This window comes from Lysinibacillus sphaericus, from assembly GCF_005217585.1.
Classification (GTDB): Bacteria; Bacillota; Bacilli; order Bacillales_A; family Planococcaceae; genus Lysinibacillus; species Lysinibacillus sphaericus.
The window spans coordinates 880,764-899,511 of sequence record NZ_SZPT01000002.1 but is presented as its reverse complement, the minus strand read 5'-3'; the positions used below and the strand labels follow the sequence as shown (position 1 = coordinate 899,511).

Here is an 18,748-nt window from a genome sequence, read left to right as displayed (position 1 = left end):
TCTTCATATGGAGGCGGGAGATAACGATGAGTGAAAAAGTATTACAGTATCATAAACCATCATTACAAGGACACTTAACAATCCCAGGTGATAAATCAGTGTCACATCGTTCAGTTATGTTTGGCGCTATCGCAACAGGGAAAACAACGGTGGATGGCTTTCTACTTGGAGAGGATTGTTTAAGCACAATTGATTGCTTCCGCAAGCTTGGCGTCAAAATTGATGTGGACGGTACAAATGTAACAATTGAAAGTGCAGGGATGGAAGCATGGCAAGAGCCTAGCGAAGTGCTTTATACAGGGAACTCCGGTACAACGACTCGCTTAATGCTTGGCATTCTAGCAGGCTCTAACGTACATTCTGTAATGACAGGGGATGCATCAATTGGGAAGCGTCCGATGCGACGTGTCATCGATCCACTACGTCAAATGGGTGCTCATATTACGGGACGTGCAGATGGACAATATACACCTCTTGCCATACAGGGTTCAACGCTACAAGCGATAGACTACCAAATGCCTGTTGCGAGTGCACAAGTGAAATCTGCTATTTTACTAGCAGGTTTACGTGCGCAAGGCACAACAGTAGTGCGCGAAACGGAAATTTCTCGCGATCATACAGAGCGCATGTTACGTCAATTTGGGGCACAACTAACTGTGGAGGAAGGCGTTATCTCATTTGAAGGTGGACAAACACTATTAGGAACACATGTGTCGGTACCAGGAGATATTTCTTCCGCAGCATTTTTCTTAGTGGCGGGTGCTATTTGCCAAAATAGTAAAGTTGTTTTAGAAAATGTGGGCATTAACCCAACGCGTGATGGGGTTATTGAAGTGCTTCGAAATATGGGGGCGTCGATGACAGTAGTGCCAAATGAAGACGATCAATTTGAGCCAACAGCAACTATTACAATTGAAACGTCTACATTAAAAGGGACAATTATTGAAGGCGATATAATTCCACGACTAATCGATGAAATTCCGATTCTTGCACTTTTAGCAACACAAGCACACGGTACAACCATTATTAAAGATGCTGAGGAGCTTAAGGTTAAAGAGACAGATCGGATTACGGCTGTGGTGGATGAACTACAAAAACTTGGTGCACGTATTGAAGCAACTAAGGATGGCATGGTGATTGAAGGGCCTACGCCATTACAAGGGGCTAGCCTAAAAACATACGGAGACCACCGTATCGGTATGATGGGCGCTGTGGCAGCTTTAATTACGAATGGTGCAGTGACATTAGATGATGCGGAATGCATCGCTGTATCCTACCCATCGTTTTTCGAGCATGTTGAAGCTGTGAAGAAATAGTCTGCAAGTGTATGCTTTCATCTATTGCCATTCTCTATCGTTTAAATTTCTTACATGATAGTTTAGTTGATGTAGCAGTTGGCTGTAATTCTAGTATTTTACAGTAGGTTGTCAATTAATACAGGCAGTAATAATGTAAAAGTATTTTTAATCAAACAAGACAGTAGACAAATGCGTCATTCTTTGGGTTGTCTAAAGTCTGGACTCCCCAATCCTTTTGGGGAGTTTTTTCTTGTTTCGAAAGAAAATATTTTGTAGCATAAAGATATACAAGAAAGAATAGGTGAATGACTGTGAATAATGCGATGACTGAAATGATGCAAGCACTTGAGCAAGGGGATTTAGCTTTAATAGACCAGCTACTCGAATCTTTTTTAATGAAGGAGTTACCTGAGGAAATTTACGCACTGGCGGAAGTTTTTATGCAATATGGGTATATGAAAGAAGCGGACCGTGTACTGGAGCATTTGCAATTTTTATTCCCTGAAGAGGCACAATTAAAAATTGATCGTGCCAATGTTTTAATGGAGCTTGGTGATGAGGACGAGGCGTTAGACATGTTGTTAGCAGTCGAAGATACCGCTCCAGAGTACCCGCAAGCATTACTAGTGCTAGCTGATTATTATCAAATGCAAGGGTTATTTGAGGTAGCAGAAAAGCGCATTAATGAAGCGCTAGCCATCTTACCTGATGAGCCACTACTACAATTTGCTAAAGCCGAGCTGTTATTTGAGACAGGACGTTTTCTAGAGGCCGCACGCCTTTATGAAGAATTACATGAACAGCAGGAAGACTTTGCAGGTATCAGTCTCGTTGAACGATTAGCTGAAGTATATCGTGCAGGCGCTGCCTATGAAACAGCTTTAGACTATTATTTAGCAGCACTTGAGGACGAAGTGAAGCCAGATATTTTATTTGGCGCAGCATACGCTGCATTCCAATCACAAAAATATGAAATGGCGATTAAACAATTAGAGGACTTAAAGGAATTGGATCCTGATTATTTCTCTGCTTATTTATTACTTGCGGAAAGTTATGCTATGACGGAAGACAATAAAAAAGCATATGCTGCCATTAAAGAAGGTTTAAAGCGTGATGAGTACGACAAATCATTATTCTTATTCGCAGGTAAAATGGCATTAAAAAATGCATTGCCAAATGAAGCTGAAAGTTATTTACGTGAAGCGATTGCCTTAGATCCTGAATATATGGAGGCAGTATTAACACTTATCTCTATACTGACACAGCAAGAACGTTTTGAAGATGTTGTTGAATTATTTGAGACATTGCAAAAAAATGATTTTGAGTGGAACACTTTATACCCTTACGCTGCCGACGCATATGCAAATTTAGAATTGTACGACCGTGCATACGAATTTTACCGTTTGGCATATACTGATTTTAAGGAAGACGCAGCATTTTTAGAGAAATATGTTTATTTCTTATTAGAAGAAGGCAAGCGTTCAGAGGTTAAAGAGGTAATCGGTCATTTAATCAAGCTTCAGCCAGGTGAACCACAATGGCAAGAGATGTTAGAAGGCTTAGAATTAGAGTAAAGGAGGGAGTGGGTATGACTGCTTCTGTATCAGTTGTCGATAAAAAAGCATTTGTTCGCTGGTTTTTGAAAAATTACCAATTAAAACGTCGTGAGTGTGTATGGATTTTAAATTACTTATTAAGTAATGATGAGTTGTTAAAACGAATACGGTTTGTAGAAGAAGCACACTATTGTCCTAGAGCAATGGTGATGTCTACAGTAGACTCAACAGGTGTACCATTTCGTTTTTATAAAGGCAATGTGATGACAGCCGATGCCGAGAAATCTTTCCATGACTTACGTTTACATGAGCAAGAAGATATGTATATACAATTGAACTTTCCAAATATACCGCCAAGTGCACAATACTTAGCAGTTCTTGAAGAAAACCCTTATATGCCAGAAACATTGATTGTTAGTGAAAAGGATCGTTTACTGGCTGAAGAGTTACTTTCCAATAGTTTACTCGTATTCCAAGAAGAAAAATTACTTGCGCAAATTGATGAAGCTCTAGATAAGGGCGATGAAGAACGATTTTATGAATTGTCTAATTTGTTACAAGTTTTAAAGGAAACTGCTAATTTACAATAATCTCAAGCCGAATAGGTAAAAATTGAATGCCCTTTCTCCACCTCTATATGGTAACATGACTAGTGAATGATTGTTTTCACTTTTTATTGGTTATCCTATTAAAGAGTGGAAAAGGGCATTTTTATTTTGTAATCGTAAGGAGGGTTGTTGGATGTATTTTAATGCAAACGATGTAACATCTTTTTTAGCGCAGAAGGATTTTATCGATACAGCGATTGTACCACTCGTAGGGATCGATTTTGCTGCTGAAAAGTTGAAGCAAAGTGGCGCAGAAGCAGATTACTTATTATCGTTAACGGCTTTTATTGAACAACAGTTTAAAGGACGTTTACTAGTGATGCCACCATTTTCATATAGTACGACCTTGAAAAACGAAGAATTGCCAGCGCAATTAGAAGCACAATTACATACTGCTGGTTTTAAGCATGTGTTCTTCATTACTTGTGACCATTTTTGGACAAATATTGGAGATGTAGTAAATATAATTTGGTTGCCAGCTATTCCGTTAGAATCCATGGATAAAGGCGTGAAAAACACCATTCTCGAAGATCAGTTACGGCAAGTAATCCCTGTATTTTCGACTAAATGGTCACAAATTTAGCAATTTGTTTCAATAAATGTTCACATTCTCCAGGTTTCCACAGAATGCTATATTGACCAAGCTATGGACTTGATATATCATAGATATGTCCTAGTATTACTATTTGTAAAAGTATGTCCGTTGGACTGACCTTTAAAGTTAGAGGGGGGAAAAGGATGAGTAACAATCGAGTTTCACGTCGTCAATTTCTAAGCTACACACTTACTGGTGTTGGCGGATTTATGGCGGCAGGTATGTTGATGCCAATGGTTCGTTTTGCAATTGACCCAGTCTTACAAAAGCATGAAGGTGGGGATTTTATCAAAACCGAACATAAAGTCGCCGACATTACTGAACAGCCAATTAAAGTTGACTTTACTTTTGAACAAGTTGACGCATGGTACAAATCTAACGTTACAAACGTAGCTTGGGTTTACAAAAGTGGCGACCAAATAATTGCTCTATCACCAGTTTGTAAGCATTTAGGTTGTATGGTGGACTGGGGTGGCGATAAAGCACACCCAGATCAATTCTTCTGTCCTTGTCATGCAGGGCGTTACGAGAAAAACGGGGCAAACATTGCAGGTACACCACCTCTAGGTCCGTTGGATGAATTTGAAGTACAAGAAAAAGATGGTTATTTAATGATTGGTCCAGCAAGAGCAAATACTCTAGTTTAATTTGTAAGGGGGTACGAATTCAGTGCTAAATAAAATTTATGATTGGGTCGATGAACGATTAGATATTACACCAATTTGGCGTGATATTGCCGACCACGAAGTGCCAGAGCACGTGAACCCTGCACACCATTTTTCAGCATTCGTTTACTGCTTTGGTGGATTAACATTTTTCATCACAGTAATTCAAATTCTTTCTGGTATGTTCTTAACAATGTACTATGTACCAGACGTCGTGAATGCCTGGAAGTCAGTTTATTATTTACAAAACGAAGTAGCATTTGGTGAAATCGTGCGCGGTATGCACCACTGGGGAGCCTCATTAGTAATTGTAATGATGTTCTTACATACGCTTCGTGTATTCTTCACAGGGTCTTATAAGAAACCTCGTGAGTTAAACTGGATGGTTGGTGTAGGTATTTTTGGAGTAATGATGGGTCTTGGTTTTACAGGATACCTATTACCATGGGATATGAAAGCATTATTCGCTACTAAAGTAGGTATCGAAATTGCAGCATCTGTACCGTTTATCGGTTCGATGATTAAAGTATTATTAGCGGGTGACAGTACTATTCTTGGTGCTCAAACGTTAACACGATTCTTTGCGATTCATGTATTCTTCTTGCCTGCAGTATTGTTTGGGTTACTTGCAGCACACTTTATCATGATTCGTCGTCAAGGAATTTCAGGGCCGTTGTAATACTTCTTGACGGTTCGATGATTTTTTAAAGGAGGGGACACTATGCATCGCGGAAAAGGAATGAAATTTGTCGGCGATTCTCGTATCAAAGCGAATCACAGAATGCCGAACGTTCCAAAGGATTATTCCGAATATCCAGGTAAAACTGAAGCTTTCTGGCCGAACTTCTTACTAAAAGAATGGATGGTAGGTGCTGTTTTCTTAATCGGTTATTTACTGTTAACAGTCGCTCACCCATCTCCACTTGAAGGGCCAGCTGATCCAACAAGAGCATACACGCCATTACCGGACTGGTACTTCTTATTCATGTACCAACTCTTAAAATACTCATTTGCTTCTGGTCCATATAATGTTATCGGAGCAATTGTCATTCCAGGTCTAGCATTTGGAGCGCTATTATTAATGCCATTTTTAGATAAGAGTCCAGAACGCCGTCCGTCTAAACGTCCGTTACCAACTGCGTTTATGTTATTAACATTGGCTGCTATGTTCTATTTAACTTGGGAGTCAGTTGTTAATCATGACTGGGAAGCTCAAAAAATTCAAGGTGCTATCGTGGAAACTGTAGAGTTCGATAAAGGCTCAGAAGGTTACCAAATCTATGCCGGCTCTGCATGTATTACATGTCACGGTGAAGGCTTAGAAGGTGGTGCTGGTGCGCCAACACTTATGAACACTGGCTTAACAGCTGATGAAATTAAGGATATCGCACACAATGGTACGCCTAGCGGTAAAATGCCAGCAGGTCTATGGACAGGATCTGATGAAGATCTTCAAAAGCTTGCTGAGTTTATCGAAAGCTTAAAAGCTGAATAATTTCAAAAAGAGTCAGGAAACTGACTCTTTTTTTCTAGTTTTTATCAAAATTATATGGATGTTTACGATATACTTAATAAGGCACAGCTTTGAAAGGAAACTACGATATGACATAGTGGACTAAGAAGCGCAGCCGTCACATCATACATAAAAATCGAGGAAAAAAGACATCTTAGAATAGACGGATAGTAAAGGAGTTTTAATCATGCAAATAACGCCTGCAAACATTTGGTATCTCCTTACGCATAAAACATTTTTAATCATTTTACTGCTTATTAACTTGTTAGGAACCATTTACGGCTATTACTGGTATGGTTGGCAACTTGCGATAACAAAGCCCATTTTTTATATTTTTGTACCAGATAGTCCCACTGCTAGTTTATTTTTTTGTTTTGTGCTGCTGGCATGGATTTTAGGAAAACGATGGCCATTGATGGAAGTATTAGCGCTTGTGACATTGGTTAAATATGGTATTTGGGCGGATGTGATGAATCTTTGGACGCTAGTTGAAACGGGCTATATAGGCTGGCAAGGTTGGATGCTGATTGCTTCACATTTTGCGATGGCTGTCCAAGGTGTTCTTTATATCGGTAAATATGTATTTTCATATTGGCATGTTGCTTTTGCTGCGGTATGGACTTTGCACAATGATGTTATTGACTATGTATTTGGACAAATGCCAATGTACCGTGATTTAGCAGACTATACAAGTATCATTGGCTATTTTACATTTTGGTTATCAATTGCTTGTATTTTTATCGCCATTTTCTCAATTAGGTGGCGCAAATATTTGCCCAATTAGGGAAATCTCTATAGAATTATAGTATCGAGATAGAAAGGGGTTAGAAAATTGTCAACAAGCATGTATATTGTTTATTTTGCGATTATTATGCTGCTGCCATTGTACGCACAGATGAAGGTAAAAGGTACGTATAAAAAGTTTGCAAAGGAACGTACCATGAAGGGACAAACTGGTGCTGAGGTAGCTAGGGCGATCTTAGATGCGAACGGTTTGTACGATGTGCGAGTTGTGCCAACCCAAGGTGTGTTATCTGATCACTACAATCCTGCGACAAAAACAGTCGCATTATCAGAAAGCAATTTCTATGAAGCAAGTGTTGCTGGCGCAGCAGTTGCTGCCCATGAAGTAGGTCATGCTATTCAGCATAAAGAGGCATATTCAATGCTTACTTTACGTAGTAAGCTTGTACCAGTTGCAAATATTTCATCAAACGCATCTTGGATATTCGTTATGATTGGTATTTTTTCTGGGTTATCAAACATGTTATTACTAGGTATTGTCCTATTAGCAGCAGGCGTAGTGTTCCAATTAGTTACGCTACCAGTTGAATTCGATGCATCGAAGCGTGCATTAGTGCAAATGAATTCCCTTGGTATTATTACCAATGAAGAAGAACGCCCTGCACGTAAAGTGTTAAGTGCCGCTGCGTTAACTTATGTGGCAGCAGCAGCAGTAGCTGTATTAGAATTATTACGTTTAATATTAATATTTACAAATATGCGTAGTGACGACTAAAAAACTTGTTATAGTGGGTTAACCACTATAACAAGTTTTTTTAATTTATTTACATAGCCAGTATTTTAGAATCTATTTAATCTGCGCTACTGCAATATGTGAACCTTAATGTAAAGGTTGCTTTTGATCGTCCAGCGTAAAGCCTTCTCCCGCAACATCCCGAACTTCTGAAATAGAGACAAAAGCATGCGGATCGACCTCATGAATAATCGATTTTAAGCGTACAACTTCATTGCGTCCAACAACGCAGTAAATTACTTCTTTTGCTTGTTTTGTAAAGTGACCGTGACCTTCTAAAATCGTGACACCTCGTTCCATGCGCAAAGTAATCATATCCGCTATCGCACTAGATTTTTCTGAAATAATGAGTGCGCCACGCCCTGAATAGGCGCCATCCTGTACAAAATCAATAACACGAGCACCTACGAATACAGCGACAAGCGTGTACATCATTGAACGTGCATCTAAAAATGTTAGCCAAGATAATAAAATAACAATGGCATCGAATATAAACATGGTTTTCCCCATACTCCAGCCTAGATATTTATGTCCGAGACGTGCTAATATATCCACACCACCAGTTGTACCTCCGAAGCGGAACACAATTCCTAGTCCAAGTCCAACGAAGATACCGGCAAACAATGCCACGAGAAATAAATCATCCTCTAAGTGAATAGTGAATTGGTATTTCTGGAAAATTTTCAGGAAAATTGATACTGAAATGGTACCAATTAATGTGTAAATAAAAGATTTTTTACCTAGTAAGCGCCAACCTAAAATAAACATTGGAATATTCAACAGTAAATTAAGTAATGCGGGATCCCAACCTAGTGTAAAATAGAGAACAAGGGTAATTCCGCTAAAACCGCCTTCACCTAAATGATTTTGCATATTAAAGTGTACAAAACCAAAGCTAAAAATGGCTGCTCCGAGCATTATTGCGATAATATTACGTATTTTAATCTGTTTAAACATAAGACCTCCTGTAGTTCTTAGCTATGAAGTAGTGGATTCTATTATCTGTCATTTTATTGTTTTTGACAACAATGGTGTAAATTTTATACGATGGTAATTAGGAGTGTGATATTAGATGACAGAACAGATTACGATGCAAGCCTTGCAAAAACGTGTGGATGATTACATTGGGCAATTTAAGGAAGGTTATTTCCCACCTTTTGAACTACTCGCACGTTTAACGGAAGAGCTTGGAGAACTGTCGCGCGAAGTGCAGGACGTTTACGGTCAAAAAAAGAAAAAGAGCACAGAAGAAACGAATAGTATTGAAGAAGAACTAGGTGACTTTTTCTTTGTTTTAGTATGCTTTGCAAATGCACAAGGTATAAAATTAGATGAGGCACTGTTGCGTGTCATACATAAATTTGAGACGAGAGATAAGGATCGCTGGACAAGAAAGGAAGAGGAATAATGTCGATTCGTGTAGCCATTGCAGGGCCAAGAGGAAAAATGGGAGCAGAAGCTGTACATACAGTCATGAAACATGCCAAAATGGAGTTAGTAGCTGTACTAGATTATAAAGAGGTTGGTCATACATTAGCTGATTTAGAAATGTTCCCAGCAAGCTATACAGCACCAATATTTACAGATATGCATGAACTAGTAGAGGCAACGGCCCCTGATGTTTTAGTCGATTTAACGAATCCACATGCAGTATATCATCATACAAAAGAAGCATTAAATTTAAATGTACGACCAGTGATTGGTACAACAGGTTTTACAGATGCACAACTAGAAGAATTATCAGCACTTGCGAATGAGAAGGAGTTAGGTTGTATTATTGCACCAAACTTTGCGATTGGCGCGATTCTGATGATGAAATTTGCTAAAGAAGCAGCAAAATATTTACCTGATGTAGAAATCATTGAGATGCACCATGACCAGAAGTTAGATGCACCATCTGGTACAGGGGTTAAAACAGCACAAATGATCCAAGAGGTGCGTGCACAAAAAATGCAAGGTCATCCAGAGGAGAAAGAAACGATTGAAGGAGCAAGAGGAGCAGATTTTGATGGCATGCGCATTCATTCTGTTCGCTTACCTGGTTTAGTGGCACACCAGCAAGTATTATTTGGAGGAGACGGCCAACTGTTAACAATCCGTCATGACTCATTAAATCGTAATTCCTTTATGTCTGGCGTTGCTTTTTGTGTAGAAGAAGTTATGAAAATGGATCAGCTCGTTTATGGTTTAGAAAACATCATCTAAAGAACGGATGGAATACTTATGAAAATTGCATTGATTGCACATGATCGCAAAAAAGATAATCTAGTACAGTTTGCTATTGCTTACCGCGATATTTTAAATGAGCATACGCTTTATGCTACAGGTACAACAGGGCAACGTGTGATGGAAGCTACGAGCTTAGAAATTACACGTTTTCGCTCAGGTCCTCTTGGAGGAGACCAACAAATTGGCGCTATGATTGCCAACAATGATATGGACATGGTGATTTTCTTCCGTGATCCATTAACAGCACAACCACATGAGCCAGATGTTTCTGCACTTATCCGTCTTTGTGATGTTTACCAAGTGCCACTGGCAACAAATATGGGAACTGCAGAAATATTACTAAAAGGCCTACAAGAAGGCTTTGTGGATTGGAGACTGATTCAAGAAAGACGAGACTAAAAGACGTGATTTTAGAAAGGATGATCATCGAATGAGAAAGCTAAAAATCGGCATTACCTGTTATCCAACTGTTGGAGGCTCTGGTGTGATTGCAACAGAATTAGGAAAAATGCTTGCAGAGAGAGGACACGAAATACATTTCATCACCTCCAGCGTACCATTTCGATTGAATAAAATTTATCCGACCGTCTTTTTCCATGAAGTAGAAGTAAACAATTATTCAGTATTTCAGTATTCGCCGTATGATATTGCATTAGCGAGTAAAATGGCGGACGTGATTAAAGATGAAGGGCTAGATGTACTCCATGTACATTATGCTATCCCACATGCTGTATGTGCGGTGCTAGCCCGAGAAATGAGTGGGCAAAATATAGGTATTGTGACAACGCTACACGGCACAGATATTTCCGTGCTTGGACAGGATTCAACGCTTTCACAAGCTATTAAATACGGCATTGATAAATCTGATATTGTCACAGCAGTATCACAGTCACTCAAAGAACAAACTTACAAACTAATTGATACAGTAAAACCAATTGAAACAATTTATAACTTTGTAGATGAGCGTGAATATCGTCCACTTGACGCTGGTAACTTAAAAGAACAGTTTGGTATTCAAGCTGATGAAAAAGTTATCATTCATGTGTCAAATTTCCGTAAAATTAAAAACCTTCCTCATATTGTCGATGCCTTTATGAAAATCCGCGCTAATATGAAAGCGAAACTATTGTTAGTAGGAGATGGACCTGAAAAGCATCGTGTGATGGACCAAGTAAAGGAAAGTCCATATGTGAAGGATGTTTTATTTTTAGGCAAGCAAGAAAATTTAGCTGAATTATACGCTATTAGTGATTTAAAGCTATTACTGTCTCAACAGGAATCTTTTGGCCTTGTACTGCTAGAAGCAATGGCTTGTGGTGTGCCATGTATCGGTTCGAACGTTGGTGGAATACCAGAAGTCATTGATCATGGTGTCGATGGCTACTTAGTAGAATTAGGCGATACAGATGCAGTAGCTGAGTATGCTGTAGAATTATTAAATGATGAAGATAAATTACTTCGTTTCCGTGAAGCAGCAATGCGCGCAGTCAATGAAAAATTCCATTCATCTAAAATTGTCGAGCAGTATGAACAACTGTATGAAAAGGTAGCGGAAATAAACCATGCAAAACACTAAAGAATGGCAAGCAGCCTTCACAGTTATTGAGCAATTGGAGGAGGCTGGCTTTGAAGCAGTTGTCGTAGGTGGCGCTGTGCGAGATGCAATTTTAAATCGTCCTGCACATGATGTTGACGTAGCGACAAATGCATTGCCACAAGAAGTTAAAACTGTTTTTAATCGTACCGTTGATATCGGTATTCAACATGGTACTGTACTTGTCATTGTGCCAGAAGGGCCTGTTGAAGTAACAACTTATCGCACAGATGGAGAGTATACAGATCATCGAAGACCTGAGGAAGTTCATTTTGTACGTTCCTTGAAAGAAGATTTACAGCGCCGTGATTTTACGATGAATGCTATAGCCATGCGTAGAGATGGGTCATTTGTTGATTTTTACGGTGGACAACGTGATATTGAGGCTAGCGTGATTCGAGCTGTAGGGGAGGCGAAGGTGCGCTTTGCCGAGGATGCCTTACGAATGCTAAGAGCTGTGCGATTTTCAGCACAGCTTGGCTTTTCGATTGAAGCGGCTACCCTTCAGGCAATGCAGCAAAAGGCCCCCGATATTGCATGGGTTGCCAAAGAGCGCATGAAGGCTGAACTTGATAAGCTATGGCTAGGAAAAGATGTATATAATGGCATTAAAAAGCTTGAAGAAAGTGGACTTGTGTCTTATTTACAAGGGGATTTCCAAGTAGACCATTGGCGTGGTTTTGCTGTAGAAAATGCAACTTGCGGTTGGGCGTATTTTGCTCTTGGACAAAAAGAAAATTGGCAGGAAGTGTTGCGTGCTTATCGTTTATCGAATAAGGAAATGGCATTTGTGAAGGCTGTTTTAAGTGCGTTCCATGCCTTACAGAATGGCTGGACGAGCATGGACTATTTTACGTATTCGCTTGAGGAGCTTGAAACAGCACACTACTTTGCACAATTGAAAGAGCAAGTTACCATTTCGCAGCACAGTATACGTGAAGTGCAGGCAAGATTACCAATAAGAAATCGCCAAGAGCTTGTAGTCAATGGAATGGATTTACTACAATGGTCTGAACAAAAACGTGGTCCATGGTTAAAAGAAGCGTTGCAAAGGATTCTAACGGCTGTTGTTAACGGGGAGCTAATAAATGAGCGAAACCACATAAAGGATTGGTTTGAGCGTGCGTATGTCCATAAAGGATGAATCATTGTTGATATAAAGTAAATTAAGCAAGTGACAACAAGTGACCATGAAAATACGTCATTAAAAGGGTCACTTGCTTTATCTTTTTTGGGACATAGCACACACTTTATACATAAATCGTGAAGTAAATTTCAATCAAGGGGTGTTTGGGTGATGATTGACATGAACCATTTAAAAGGTGAGAGAGTGATACTGAGAGAAATGGAACAACAAGATTGGAGCGCTGTGCATGCATATGCATCGCAACCAATTGTTTGCCAATATCAACCTTGGGGTCCGAATTCCGAGAAAGAGTCACAAGATTTTGTAACACAAGTAGTTTTGGAGGCGGCTAACGTTCCGAGAAGTCGTTTCGTTTTTGCTGTTATGGAAAAGAATCGAGTCATCGGTGCTGGAGAAATGAATATTCGGGATTTTACCAATAGACAAGGTGAGATTGGTTATATTATTCATCCAGATGATTGGGCAAAGGGATACGCTACTGAAGTAGCAAAGCTTCTGATTGAATTTGGATTTAGTGCATTCAATTTACACCGTATTTTTGCTACTTGTGACCCAAGAAATCTAGGCTCGGCAAAAGTGTTAGAAAAAATCGGTATGACTTACGAAGGTAGAATACGGCAAGATTTGCTACTAAAAGACGGCTGGCGAGATTCTCTTTTATTCAGTATTTTAAAGCATGAATGGTAAATCTTATTCGCATTTCGTGCTAATGAGATAGGTTATGGGTTAAGGTTTGCAATGAAGAAAAATACTAAAGGATTGGTTTGAGTATGAGTATGTCCATGAAGGATGAAATTTTAAAAAGATTATTAGCATCTAGCGGTGAGGCGGTTTCAGGACAGGAGTTGGCAGATTCACTAGGGGTTTCACGTACGGCTATTTGGAAGCATATGCAGACGTTGCAAGAGGAAGGCTATACTTTTGAAACCGTTAAGAAAAAAGGTTATATGTTGACTGGTGTACCGAATAGCTTAAGTCCCACACAAATAGAATTATTTTTAAATACAGAGCGTTTTGGGCGAGAAATTCACTATTTTGATGTAGTCGATTCCACACAAACCATTGCCCATAAACTTGCACAGGAAGGTGCTCCAGATGGCACAATTGTGATTAGTGAAGAACAAACAGCAGGGCGTGGACGTATGGCAAGACCATGGGAATCAGCAAATGGTACGGGTATTTGGATGACCATTATTTTACGACCAGATGTCTCACCACAGCAAGCATCTTCGTTCACACTTGTCGTAGCGGTTGCGGTTACAATGGCGATTAAAACATTGTATAAACATGTAGAGCCTGCTATTAAATGGCCAAATGATTTACTGATAAACGGTAAGAAATGCACAGGTATTTTAACAGAGATGCAGGCAGAGGCAGATCTTGTACAAGCATTACTTGTAGGAATCGGCATCAATGCCAACCAGCTAGAAAACGATTTCTCACCAGACATCGCAGATATTGCGACATCGTTACGTATTGCGGCAGGGGAGGAAATTAACCGTGCTGCACTTGTCGCAACAATTTTGCAATATTTGGAGCAGTTTACTGCACTATACGTGAAAGAGGGCTTCTCTAGTATTAAAGCGCTTTGGGAGCAGATGTCGTGCACGATTGGTCAACGCATCGAAGTGACAACTTTAAGAGAACGCTTTGAAGGAATTGCTAGCGGTATTACAGATGATGGCGTGCTTCAGCTAACGCAAAACGATGGGACAATACGAACGATTTATTCAGGTGATATTAAAATTTTATAAAAAATAAAAGAGGATGGGACATAAGAGAAAAAGTGTTAGATTGAACCCAATCAATCTAACACTTTTTTGCTATGCGGTTGTTGCTCGCGTCTTACATTATGTGCTGTTCTGAGCTGGAGTCACCACCTCCGCTATCAACAACTAGTGAACACTTCTAATTTTTTTAATTGCAAAAGCAAGAATAGCTAAGGTCCCCATAGAGCAAAAATTTATGAACAGCTTTCCTCTGTTCCTTAAATTTTTTTAGTTTTGTCCTAGTCTCTTTGTTTTTAAGTAAGATAACGTTTCATGATGAGCGCTGAGGCTATGTGACGTTTAGTTTAAGGATAATTCTAAATCCCCATGTGACAGAGACACATTTAGCTGATTATTTCCTTCAAGAGGTTGTGAAGCCTTGCTATTGTGCTCACGATCATTCACTGTAATCTCCCCAAAGCTTGTTTTTAACTCAAAGCCTAGTTCACTTTTTTTATTTTGCAAGTCTAACGTTGTATCCCCAAAGTTAGAAGTGATTTGTGATTGACCGTTAAGTGTTCCTTCTATATCAATTTCTCCATGCTCGCTTTCAACAACAAAGCCATTACTGATGAATTGTTCGAGTGTCAAATCCCCGAAAGCCTGTGTAATCTCCGTTTTGTCACTAGTAATATTTTGGAGTAGGATATCCCCATAATCCCCTTTGATAGTTAGCTGTTGGTAGTGTAGTCCTTGAAGCATCGTATCGCCAAAATCACTGTCTACTATAAGCGAATTTAACTTTGCATCTTTTGGCACAGTAATGATGATAGAAGGTGTTTTAAACGTTCCAATGCCAAATGTGACGCCATTTTTTCCTTTACTTTTTGTTTCAACTGTTAATGTACCATTATCCATGCTGTAAGATACATCTGTGTTTTTAACAACATTTGTTTCTAATGTGTAGCTATCGCCCTGAAGTATTTCAACATCTCCATAGTTGTTTATTACATGGATATCTGAAAATGCTTCGAGTGTATGGGAATTCTTTTCGAGCCCATTATTACTTGGTACAGAGAAGCCGTTATCCCCTTTTACAATTACCCATTTACCACCAGAGGTAAAACCAACGACGGCAAGTAAAATCCCTAAAGTAATCATACTAAAAGCGATGAGCTTATGTCGTGAAGTCATCTATAGTCCCCCCTTGTGCTTTTTCGTCATTTTATGGAACAATTTTGCTAATACTTCCACGCAAACCATACCAATTTTCTTTAGTAAGCGGGCAACGATTGGGAAAAGCAGGACGCCTAAACCTGTTACTACTAATCCTATGCCTATAAAGAGTAATGCGGTTGGCCAGTGTTCAGTTAATACGAGCACTCCTGAAATAAGTGCTACAATACCGCCAAAAAAAATACTTAATACCATTGCAACGATTGCAATAACAAAACTAAAAATAACTGCTCCAACCGATATAATAAGTGCTACCGCTACGGCAAGTAATGGTAAAGATAGTGGTGCCGACAAGATTGCAAGAATAATAAGCCAAATAGCCGTCATATTTTTCTTTGTAGAAGCGGGTGTCGCATCTAAATCCTTTAAGGCAAAATCAGCCATTATTTGTGAGGCCACAACAGAAGGAGAGCCTAGTTGTTGTATAACTTGTTGCTCATTTTCTACGCCTGCTTCATCAAAATACTCTTCATAGTAGACAAGCGCTGCATTTAGTTCATGCGCTGGAAGACGCCGTAATTTCCCTCGTAGCTTTTTTAAATAGCTTTCTCTATCCATCTAATTTCCCTCCTAAAAGTACACAGTCAACTTTTTGTTTATACATTTGCCATTCCTGTAAAAGCTCGAGCAATCGTTTACGCCCTTGCTCGGTAATTTGATAATACCGTCTATTTCGTCCTTGATAGGGTTGGTCATACGTTGTTAGATAATTAGCTTTTTGTAAACGACGTAATACCGGATACAGCGTTGATTCGGATATATCCATCACAGATTGCACTTGCTGTGTTAACGAGTAACCGTATGCATCCTCTTTATCGACAATGGCAAGTACACAAGCGTCAAGTAATGCGGAGCCAAGCTGAAATGTCATCTTTCCACCTCACATTCTATTACCTATACAAGGTTTTATATTATATGTTGTATAGTATGTGTATAGTATATGACGTATAGTATATACTTGTCAATTTTTTTTACCATTATCTTTACAAATAAATGCTCCTTGTAGTGAATTGCTAGAAAAAACTAATTGAAGATTAGCTAGTGAATCTGTTATAGTAATGGCTGAAGGGCAGTATCCTTGTGAACGGCACCTTCAACAGCGTTTTACAATTTACAACAAATATCTGCCTTGATCTTTTATAGACAGGGACGGAAGAAAACGATACGTTCAAAATTTAACTTGATTGAGTGGGAAACCTAATCGCAAATGATAAGTCGCGACTAGTTTTTATCTGCCTAATTAACGTTAAAACCTCATCATGCATCTGAGGAAAAAACGGTACTGAACGAACTCATGACCTTTCTGTCCAAATTTAGGAATAGAAAGGTCTTTTTTGTTTTCTTTCCTTAAAAAAGGAGGACTACACAATGAAGACAACATCAGATTTTTTAAAGATGAAAGCAAATGGGGAGAAAATCGTGATGCTAACAGCCTACGATTATCCTTCCGCAACATTTGCCGAGCAAGCCGGCGTTGATATGATTTTAGTGGGAGATTCACTTGGAATGGTTGTACTCGGTTATTCTTCTACAATGCCAGTGACAGTAGCCGATATGGTTCATCATGCAAAAGCTGTCCGTCGTGGGGCAAAAAATACGTTTGTTGTCGTGGACATGCCATTTGGTTCTTATCACGGGGATGTCAATGACACGTTAAAAACAGCGGTATCTATGATGCAAGAAACGGGTGCAGATGCCCTTAAGGTTGAAGGTGCAGGAGATGTCGTGCCAGTGATTAGTAAATTAACATCAGCAGGTATTCCAGTCGTTGCACATTTAGGTTTGCAACCGCAATTAGCAGGTGTGCTTGGAGGCTATAAGGTGCAAGGGAAAACCGCGGAACAGGCAGCTCAACTTATTGAAAATGCCAAACAATGTGAAGCGGCAGGCGCATGTGCAGTTGTTTTAGAATGTATTCCACATCAACTAACGGATTTAGTATCCGCAGCACTTACGATTCCGACAATTGGTATTGGGGCGGGTATTGAGGCTGATGGACAAGTATTAGTTTTCCATGACATGCTGAGCTATGGTTCGCACCATGTGCCAAAATTTGTAGCACAATTTGCTGATATGGGAAGTGAAGCCAGCAGAGGCATTGCAAGTTTTGTTAATGCTGTGAAGACAGGGACATTTCCAACATTAAACCACTCCTTTACGATGAAAGAAGAAGCATTGGATCAGTTATACGGGGGCGTAAAGTAAATGAAAGTCATTACTACAATCAAAGCACTGACATCAGAAATTCAAGCAGCTAAACGAGCACAAAAAACAATTGGACTAGTGCCAACAATGGGTTTTTTACATGAAGGTCACTTAACATTAGCATCAAAAGCTCGTGCAGAAAATGACCTTGTTGTGATGAGCATTTTTGTTAACCCAACACAATTTGGGCCAAATGAGGATTTTGAAAGTTACCCTCGTGATTTGGCAAGGGACACTGCTTTAGCACAATCTGTCGGTGTAGACATAATCTTTGCACCAAGTGTGGAAGAGATATATCCGCATGATGGTGGTATTCGTATCCGCGCAGGTGAGCAGGCAACGCTTCTATGCGGAGCAAGCCGTCCAGGGCATTTTGATGGTGTTTTACAGGTGGTCTCAATATTGTTTCATTTAACACAGCCAACACGTGCTTACTTTGGACAAAAGGATGCCCAACAAGTGGCACTTATCTCTACGATGGTGCGAGATTACCATTTTCCTTTAGAGATTCGTGTTGTACCAATTGTCCGAGAGGAAGATGGCTTAGCGAAGTCTTCTCGTAATGTATATTTGAACGAGGTGGACCGCACAGAAGCACCGGCGATTTATGAGGCTTTGCAACTGGCTCAACATAGCTTTTTAGCAAATGGTGATGCAACAGCAGCCCTTGCAAAGGCAAAAGCTCATATGGCAGCACGCACACATGGCAAAATTGACTATATAGAATTATTGGCTTATCCGGATCTCCTGCCTGTAACAGCCCAAACGGAACAAGTTCTTTTGGCAGCCGCCGTCTACATCGGCCAAACACGTTTAATTGATAATTGTATTTTTAATGTGAAAGAAGGAAAATAAC

At 39.6% G+C, this 18,748-nt stretch carries 22 protein-coding genes; 18 read left to right on the top strand and 4 right to left on the bottom strand.

Annotation, left to right across the window (positions count from 1 at the left end; all coding sequences use genetic code 11):
- Positions 1 to 26: 26 nt before the first annotated feature.
- The 9 genes from aroA to FC748_RS09930 all read left to right on the top strand — a co-directional run bounded on the left by aroA (position 27) and on the right by FC748_RS09930 (position 7,754).
- Positions 27 to 1,316, top strand: coding sequence for a 3-phosphoshikimate 1-carboxyvinyltransferase (gene aroA, locus FC748_RS09970; protein ID WP_108030409.1), 1,290 nt, complete (start codon positions 27 to 29; stop codon positions 1,314 to 1,316).
- Positions 1,317 to 1,603: 287 nt separating this feature from the next.
- Positions 1,604 to 2,872, top strand: a complete 1,269-nt coding sequence (locus tag FC748_RS09965) for a tetratricopeptide repeat protein (protein ID WP_029747404.1) — start codon at positions 1,604 to 1,606, stop codon at positions 2,870 to 2,872.
- Between the two features lie 14 nt (positions 2,873 to 2,886).
- A complete protein-coding gene (locus tag FC748_RS09960) occupies positions 2,887 to 3,444 on the top strand; it encodes a ReoY family proteolytic degradation factor (protein WP_024364265.1) in 558 nt (185 codons plus the stop codon).
- Between the two features lie 151 nt (positions 3,445 to 3,595).
- Positions 3,596 to 4,045 (top strand): DUF2487 family protein, encoded by a 450-nt coding sequence (locus FC748_RS09955; RefSeq protein WP_024364264.1) that lies wholly within the window; start codon positions 3,596 to 3,598, stop codon positions 4,043 to 4,045.
- Between the two features lie 155 nt (positions 4,046 to 4,200).
- A complete protein-coding gene (locus FC748_RS09950) occupies positions 4,201 to 4,704 on the top strand; it encodes a QcrA and Rieske domain-containing protein (protein WP_024364263.1) in 504 nt (167 codons plus the stop codon).
- Positions 4,705 to 4,726: 22 nt separating this feature from the next.
- Positions 4,727 to 5,401, top strand: a complete 675-nt coding sequence (qcrB, locus tag FC748_RS09945; RefSeq protein WP_024364262.1) for a menaquinol-cytochrome c reductase cytochrome b subunit — start codon at positions 4,727 to 4,729, stop codon at positions 5,399 to 5,401.
- A gap of 42 nt (positions 5,402 to 5,443) precedes the next feature.
- Complete coding sequence (locus FC748_RS09940) at positions 5,444 to 6,217, top strand: menaquinol-cytochrome c reductase cytochrome b/c subunit (protein ID WP_025219080.1); 774 nt, start codon at positions 5,444 to 5,446, stop codon at positions 6,215 to 6,217.
- 205 nt (positions 6,218 to 6,422) lie between these two features.
- Positions 6,423 to 7,019, top strand: coding sequence for a lipoprotein heptaprenylglyceryl N-acetyltransferase LhaT (lhaT, locus tag FC748_RS09935; RefSeq protein ID WP_025219081.1), 597 nt, complete (start codon positions 6,423 to 6,425; stop codon positions 7,017 to 7,019).
- Positions 7,020 to 7,079: 60 nt separating this feature from the next.
- Entirely contained in the window at positions 7,080 to 7,754 is a 675-nt protein-coding gene (locus FC748_RS09930; protein ID WP_024364259.1) for a zinc metallopeptidase, read from the top strand.
- A 105-nt stretch (positions 7,755 to 7,859) separates the two neighbouring features.
- On the opposite strand, the gene FC748_RS09925 is transcribed toward FC748_RS09930, so the two are convergent.
- A complete protein-coding gene (locus FC748_RS09925) occupies positions 7,860 to 8,729 on the bottom strand; it encodes a YitT family protein (RefSeq protein ID WP_024364258.1) in 870 nt (289 codons plus the stop codon).
- Between the two features lie 115 nt (positions 8,730 to 8,844).
- Here FC748_RS09925 and FC748_RS09920 point away from each other — a divergent pair, with 115 nt between their 5' ends.
- The 7 genes from FC748_RS09920 to FC748_RS09890 all read left to right on the top strand — a co-directional run bounded on the left by FC748_RS09920 (position 8,845) and on the right by FC748_RS09890 (position 14,496).
- Complete coding sequence (locus tag FC748_RS09920; RefSeq protein ID WP_024364257.1) at positions 8,845 to 9,180, top strand: nucleotide pyrophosphohydrolase; 336 nt, start codon at positions 8,845 to 8,847, stop codon at positions 9,178 to 9,180.
- Complete coding sequence (gene dapB / locus FC748_RS09915) at positions 9,180 to 9,977, top strand: 4-hydroxy-tetrahydrodipicolinate reductase (RefSeq protein ID WP_024364256.1); 798 nt, start codon at positions 9,180 to 9,182, stop codon at positions 9,975 to 9,977. The genes FC748_RS09920 and dapB overlap by 1 nt, the downstream gene beginning before the upstream one ends.
- Positions 9,978 to 9,995: 18 nt before the next feature.
- Positions 9,996 to 10,400: a methylglyoxal synthase gene (mgsA, locus tag FC748_RS09910; protein ID WP_024364255.1), complete on the top strand. Its 405-nt coding sequence runs from the start codon at positions 9,996 to 9,998 to the stop codon at positions 10,398 to 10,400.
- Positions 10,401 to 10,431: 31 nt separating this feature from the next.
- Positions 10,432 to 11,577, top strand: coding sequence for an N-acetyl-alpha-D-glucosaminyl L-malate synthase BshA (gene bshA, locus FC748_RS09905; protein WP_024364254.1), 1,146 nt, complete (start codon positions 10,432 to 10,434; stop codon positions 11,575 to 11,577).
- A complete protein-coding gene (locus tag FC748_RS09900; RefSeq protein WP_108030410.1) occupies positions 11,564 to 12,739 on the top strand; it encodes a CCA tRNA nucleotidyltransferase in 1,176 nt (391 codons plus the stop codon). The genes bshA and FC748_RS09900 overlap by 14 nt, the downstream gene beginning before the upstream one ends.
- A 153-nt stretch (positions 12,740 to 12,892) precedes the next feature.
- Positions 12,893 to 13,429, top strand: a complete 537-nt coding sequence (locus FC748_RS09895) for a GNAT family N-acetyltransferase (RefSeq protein WP_029747403.1) — start codon at positions 12,893 to 12,895, stop codon at positions 13,427 to 13,429.
- A gap of 83 nt (positions 13,430 to 13,512) precedes the next feature.
- Entirely contained in the window at positions 13,513 to 14,496 is a 984-nt protein-coding gene (locus FC748_RS09890) for a biotin--[acetyl-CoA-carboxylase] ligase (RefSeq protein ID WP_024364251.1), read from the top strand.
- Positions 14,497 to 14,811: 315 nt separating this feature from the next.
- On the opposite strand, the gene FC748_RS09885 is transcribed toward FC748_RS09890, so the two are convergent.
- The 3 genes from FC748_RS09885 to FC748_RS09875 are packed head-to-tail and all read right to left on the bottom strand — an operon-like array spanning position 14,812 to position 16,558.
- Positions 14,812 to 15,645: a DUF4097 family beta strand repeat-containing protein gene (locus FC748_RS09885; protein WP_108030411.1), complete on the bottom strand. Its 834-nt coding sequence runs from the start codon at positions 15,643 to 15,645 to the stop codon at positions 14,812 to 14,814.
- The gene (locus FC748_RS09880; protein ID WP_108030412.1) at positions 15,646 to 16,245 is read right to left on the bottom strand and encodes a DUF1700 domain-containing protein; all 600 of its coding nucleotides are present in this window, start codon (positions 16,243 to 16,245) and stop codon (positions 15,646 to 15,648) included.
- Positions 16,238 to 16,558, bottom strand: a complete 321-nt coding sequence (locus tag FC748_RS09875) for a PadR family transcriptional regulator (protein ID WP_024364248.1) — start codon at positions 16,556 to 16,558, stop codon at positions 16,238 to 16,240. Before FC748_RS09875 ends, FC748_RS09880 begins: the two co-directional genes overlap by 8 nt.
- A gap of 497 nt (positions 16,559 to 17,055) precedes the next feature.
- On the opposite strand from FC748_RS09875, the gene panB reads away from it, so the two are divergent.
- Positions 17,056 to 17,892 (top strand): 3-methyl-2-oxobutanoate hydroxymethyltransferase, encoded by an 837-nt coding sequence (gene panB, locus FC748_RS09870; protein ID WP_108030413.1) that lies wholly within the window; start codon positions 17,056 to 17,058, stop codon positions 17,890 to 17,892.
- On the top strand, positions 17,893 to 18,747 hold the full coding sequence (panC, locus tag FC748_RS09865) for a pantoate--beta-alanine ligase (protein WP_108030414.1): 855 nt from the start codon (positions 17,893 to 17,895) through the stop codon (positions 18,745 to 18,747).
- The last annotated feature ends 1 nt before the right edge of the window (position 18,748 follow it).

Coding starts and splice junctions, on each gene's coding strand:
- FC748_RS09875 (WP_024364248.1), bottom strand. CDS start 16,558: ATGACATTTCAGCTTGGCTCCGCATTACTTGACGCTTGTGTACTTGCC.
- panC (WP_108030414.1), top strand. CDS start 17,893: ATGAAAGTCATTACTACAATCAAAGCACTGACATCAGAAATTCAAGCA.
- FC748_RS09955 (WP_024364264.1), top strand. CDS start 3,596: ATGTATTTTAATGCAAACGATGTAACATCTTTTTTAGCGCAGAAGGAT.
- FC748_RS09950 (WP_024364263.1), top strand. CDS start 4,201: ATGAGTAACAATCGAGTTTCACGTCGTCAATTTCTAAGCTACACACTT.
- mgsA (WP_024364255.1), top strand. CDS start 9,996: ATGAAAATTGCATTGATTGCACATGATCGCAAAAAAGATAATCTAGTA.
- FC748_RS09885 (WP_108030411.1), bottom strand. CDS start 15,645: ATGACTTCACGACATAAGCTCATCGCTTTTAGTATGATTACTTTAGGG.
- FC748_RS09925 (WP_024364258.1), bottom strand. CDS start 8,729: ATGTTTAAACAGATTAAAATACGTAATATTATCGCAATAATGCTCGGA.
- aroA (WP_108030409.1), top strand. CDS start 27: ATGAGTGAAAAAGTATTACAGTATCATAAACCATCATTACAAGGACAC.
- panB (WP_108030413.1), top strand. CDS start 17,056: ATGAAGACAACATCAGATTTTTTAAAGATGAAAGCAAATGGGGAGAAA.
- FC748_RS09880 (WP_108030412.1), bottom strand. CDS start 16,245: ATGGATAGAGAAAGCTATTTAAAAAAGCTACGAGGGAAATTACGGCGT.
- FC748_RS09900 (WP_108030410.1), top strand. CDS start 11,564: ATGCAAAACACTAAAGAATGGCAAGCAGCCTTCACAGTTATTGAGCAA.
- dapB (WP_024364256.1), top strand. CDS start 9,180: ATGTCGATTCGTGTAGCCATTGCAGGGCCAAGAGGAAAAATGGGAGCA.
- bshA (WP_024364254.1), top strand. CDS start 10,432: ATGAGAAAGCTAAAAATCGGCATTACCTGTTATCCAACTGTTGGAGGC.
- FC748_RS09965 (WP_029747404.1), top strand. CDS start 1,604: ATGACTGTGAATAATGCGATGACTGAAATGATGCAAGCACTTGAGCAA.
- FC748_RS09890 (WP_024364251.1), top strand. CDS start 13,513: ATGAGTATGTCCATGAAGGATGAAATTTTAAAAAGATTATTAGCATCT.
- lhaT (WP_025219081.1), top strand. CDS start 6,423: ATGCAAATAACGCCTGCAAACATTTGGTATCTCCTTACGCATAAAACA.
- FC748_RS09895 (WP_029747403.1), top strand. CDS start 12,893: ATGATTGACATGAACCATTTAAAAGGTGAGAGAGTGATACTGAGAGAA.
- FC748_RS09930 (WP_024364259.1), top strand. CDS start 7,080: ATGTATATTGTTTATTTTGCGATTATTATGCTGCTGCCATTGTACGCA.
- FC748_RS09960 (WP_024364265.1), top strand. CDS start 2,887: ATGACTGCTTCTGTATCAGTTGTCGATAAAAAAGCATTTGTTCGCTGG.
- FC748_RS09920 (WP_024364257.1), top strand. CDS start 8,845: ATGACAGAACAGATTACGATGCAAGCCTTGCAAAAACGTGTGGATGAT.
- FC748_RS09940 (WP_025219080.1), top strand. CDS start 5,444: ATGCATCGCGGAAAAGGAATGAAATTTGTCGGCGATTCTCGTATCAAA.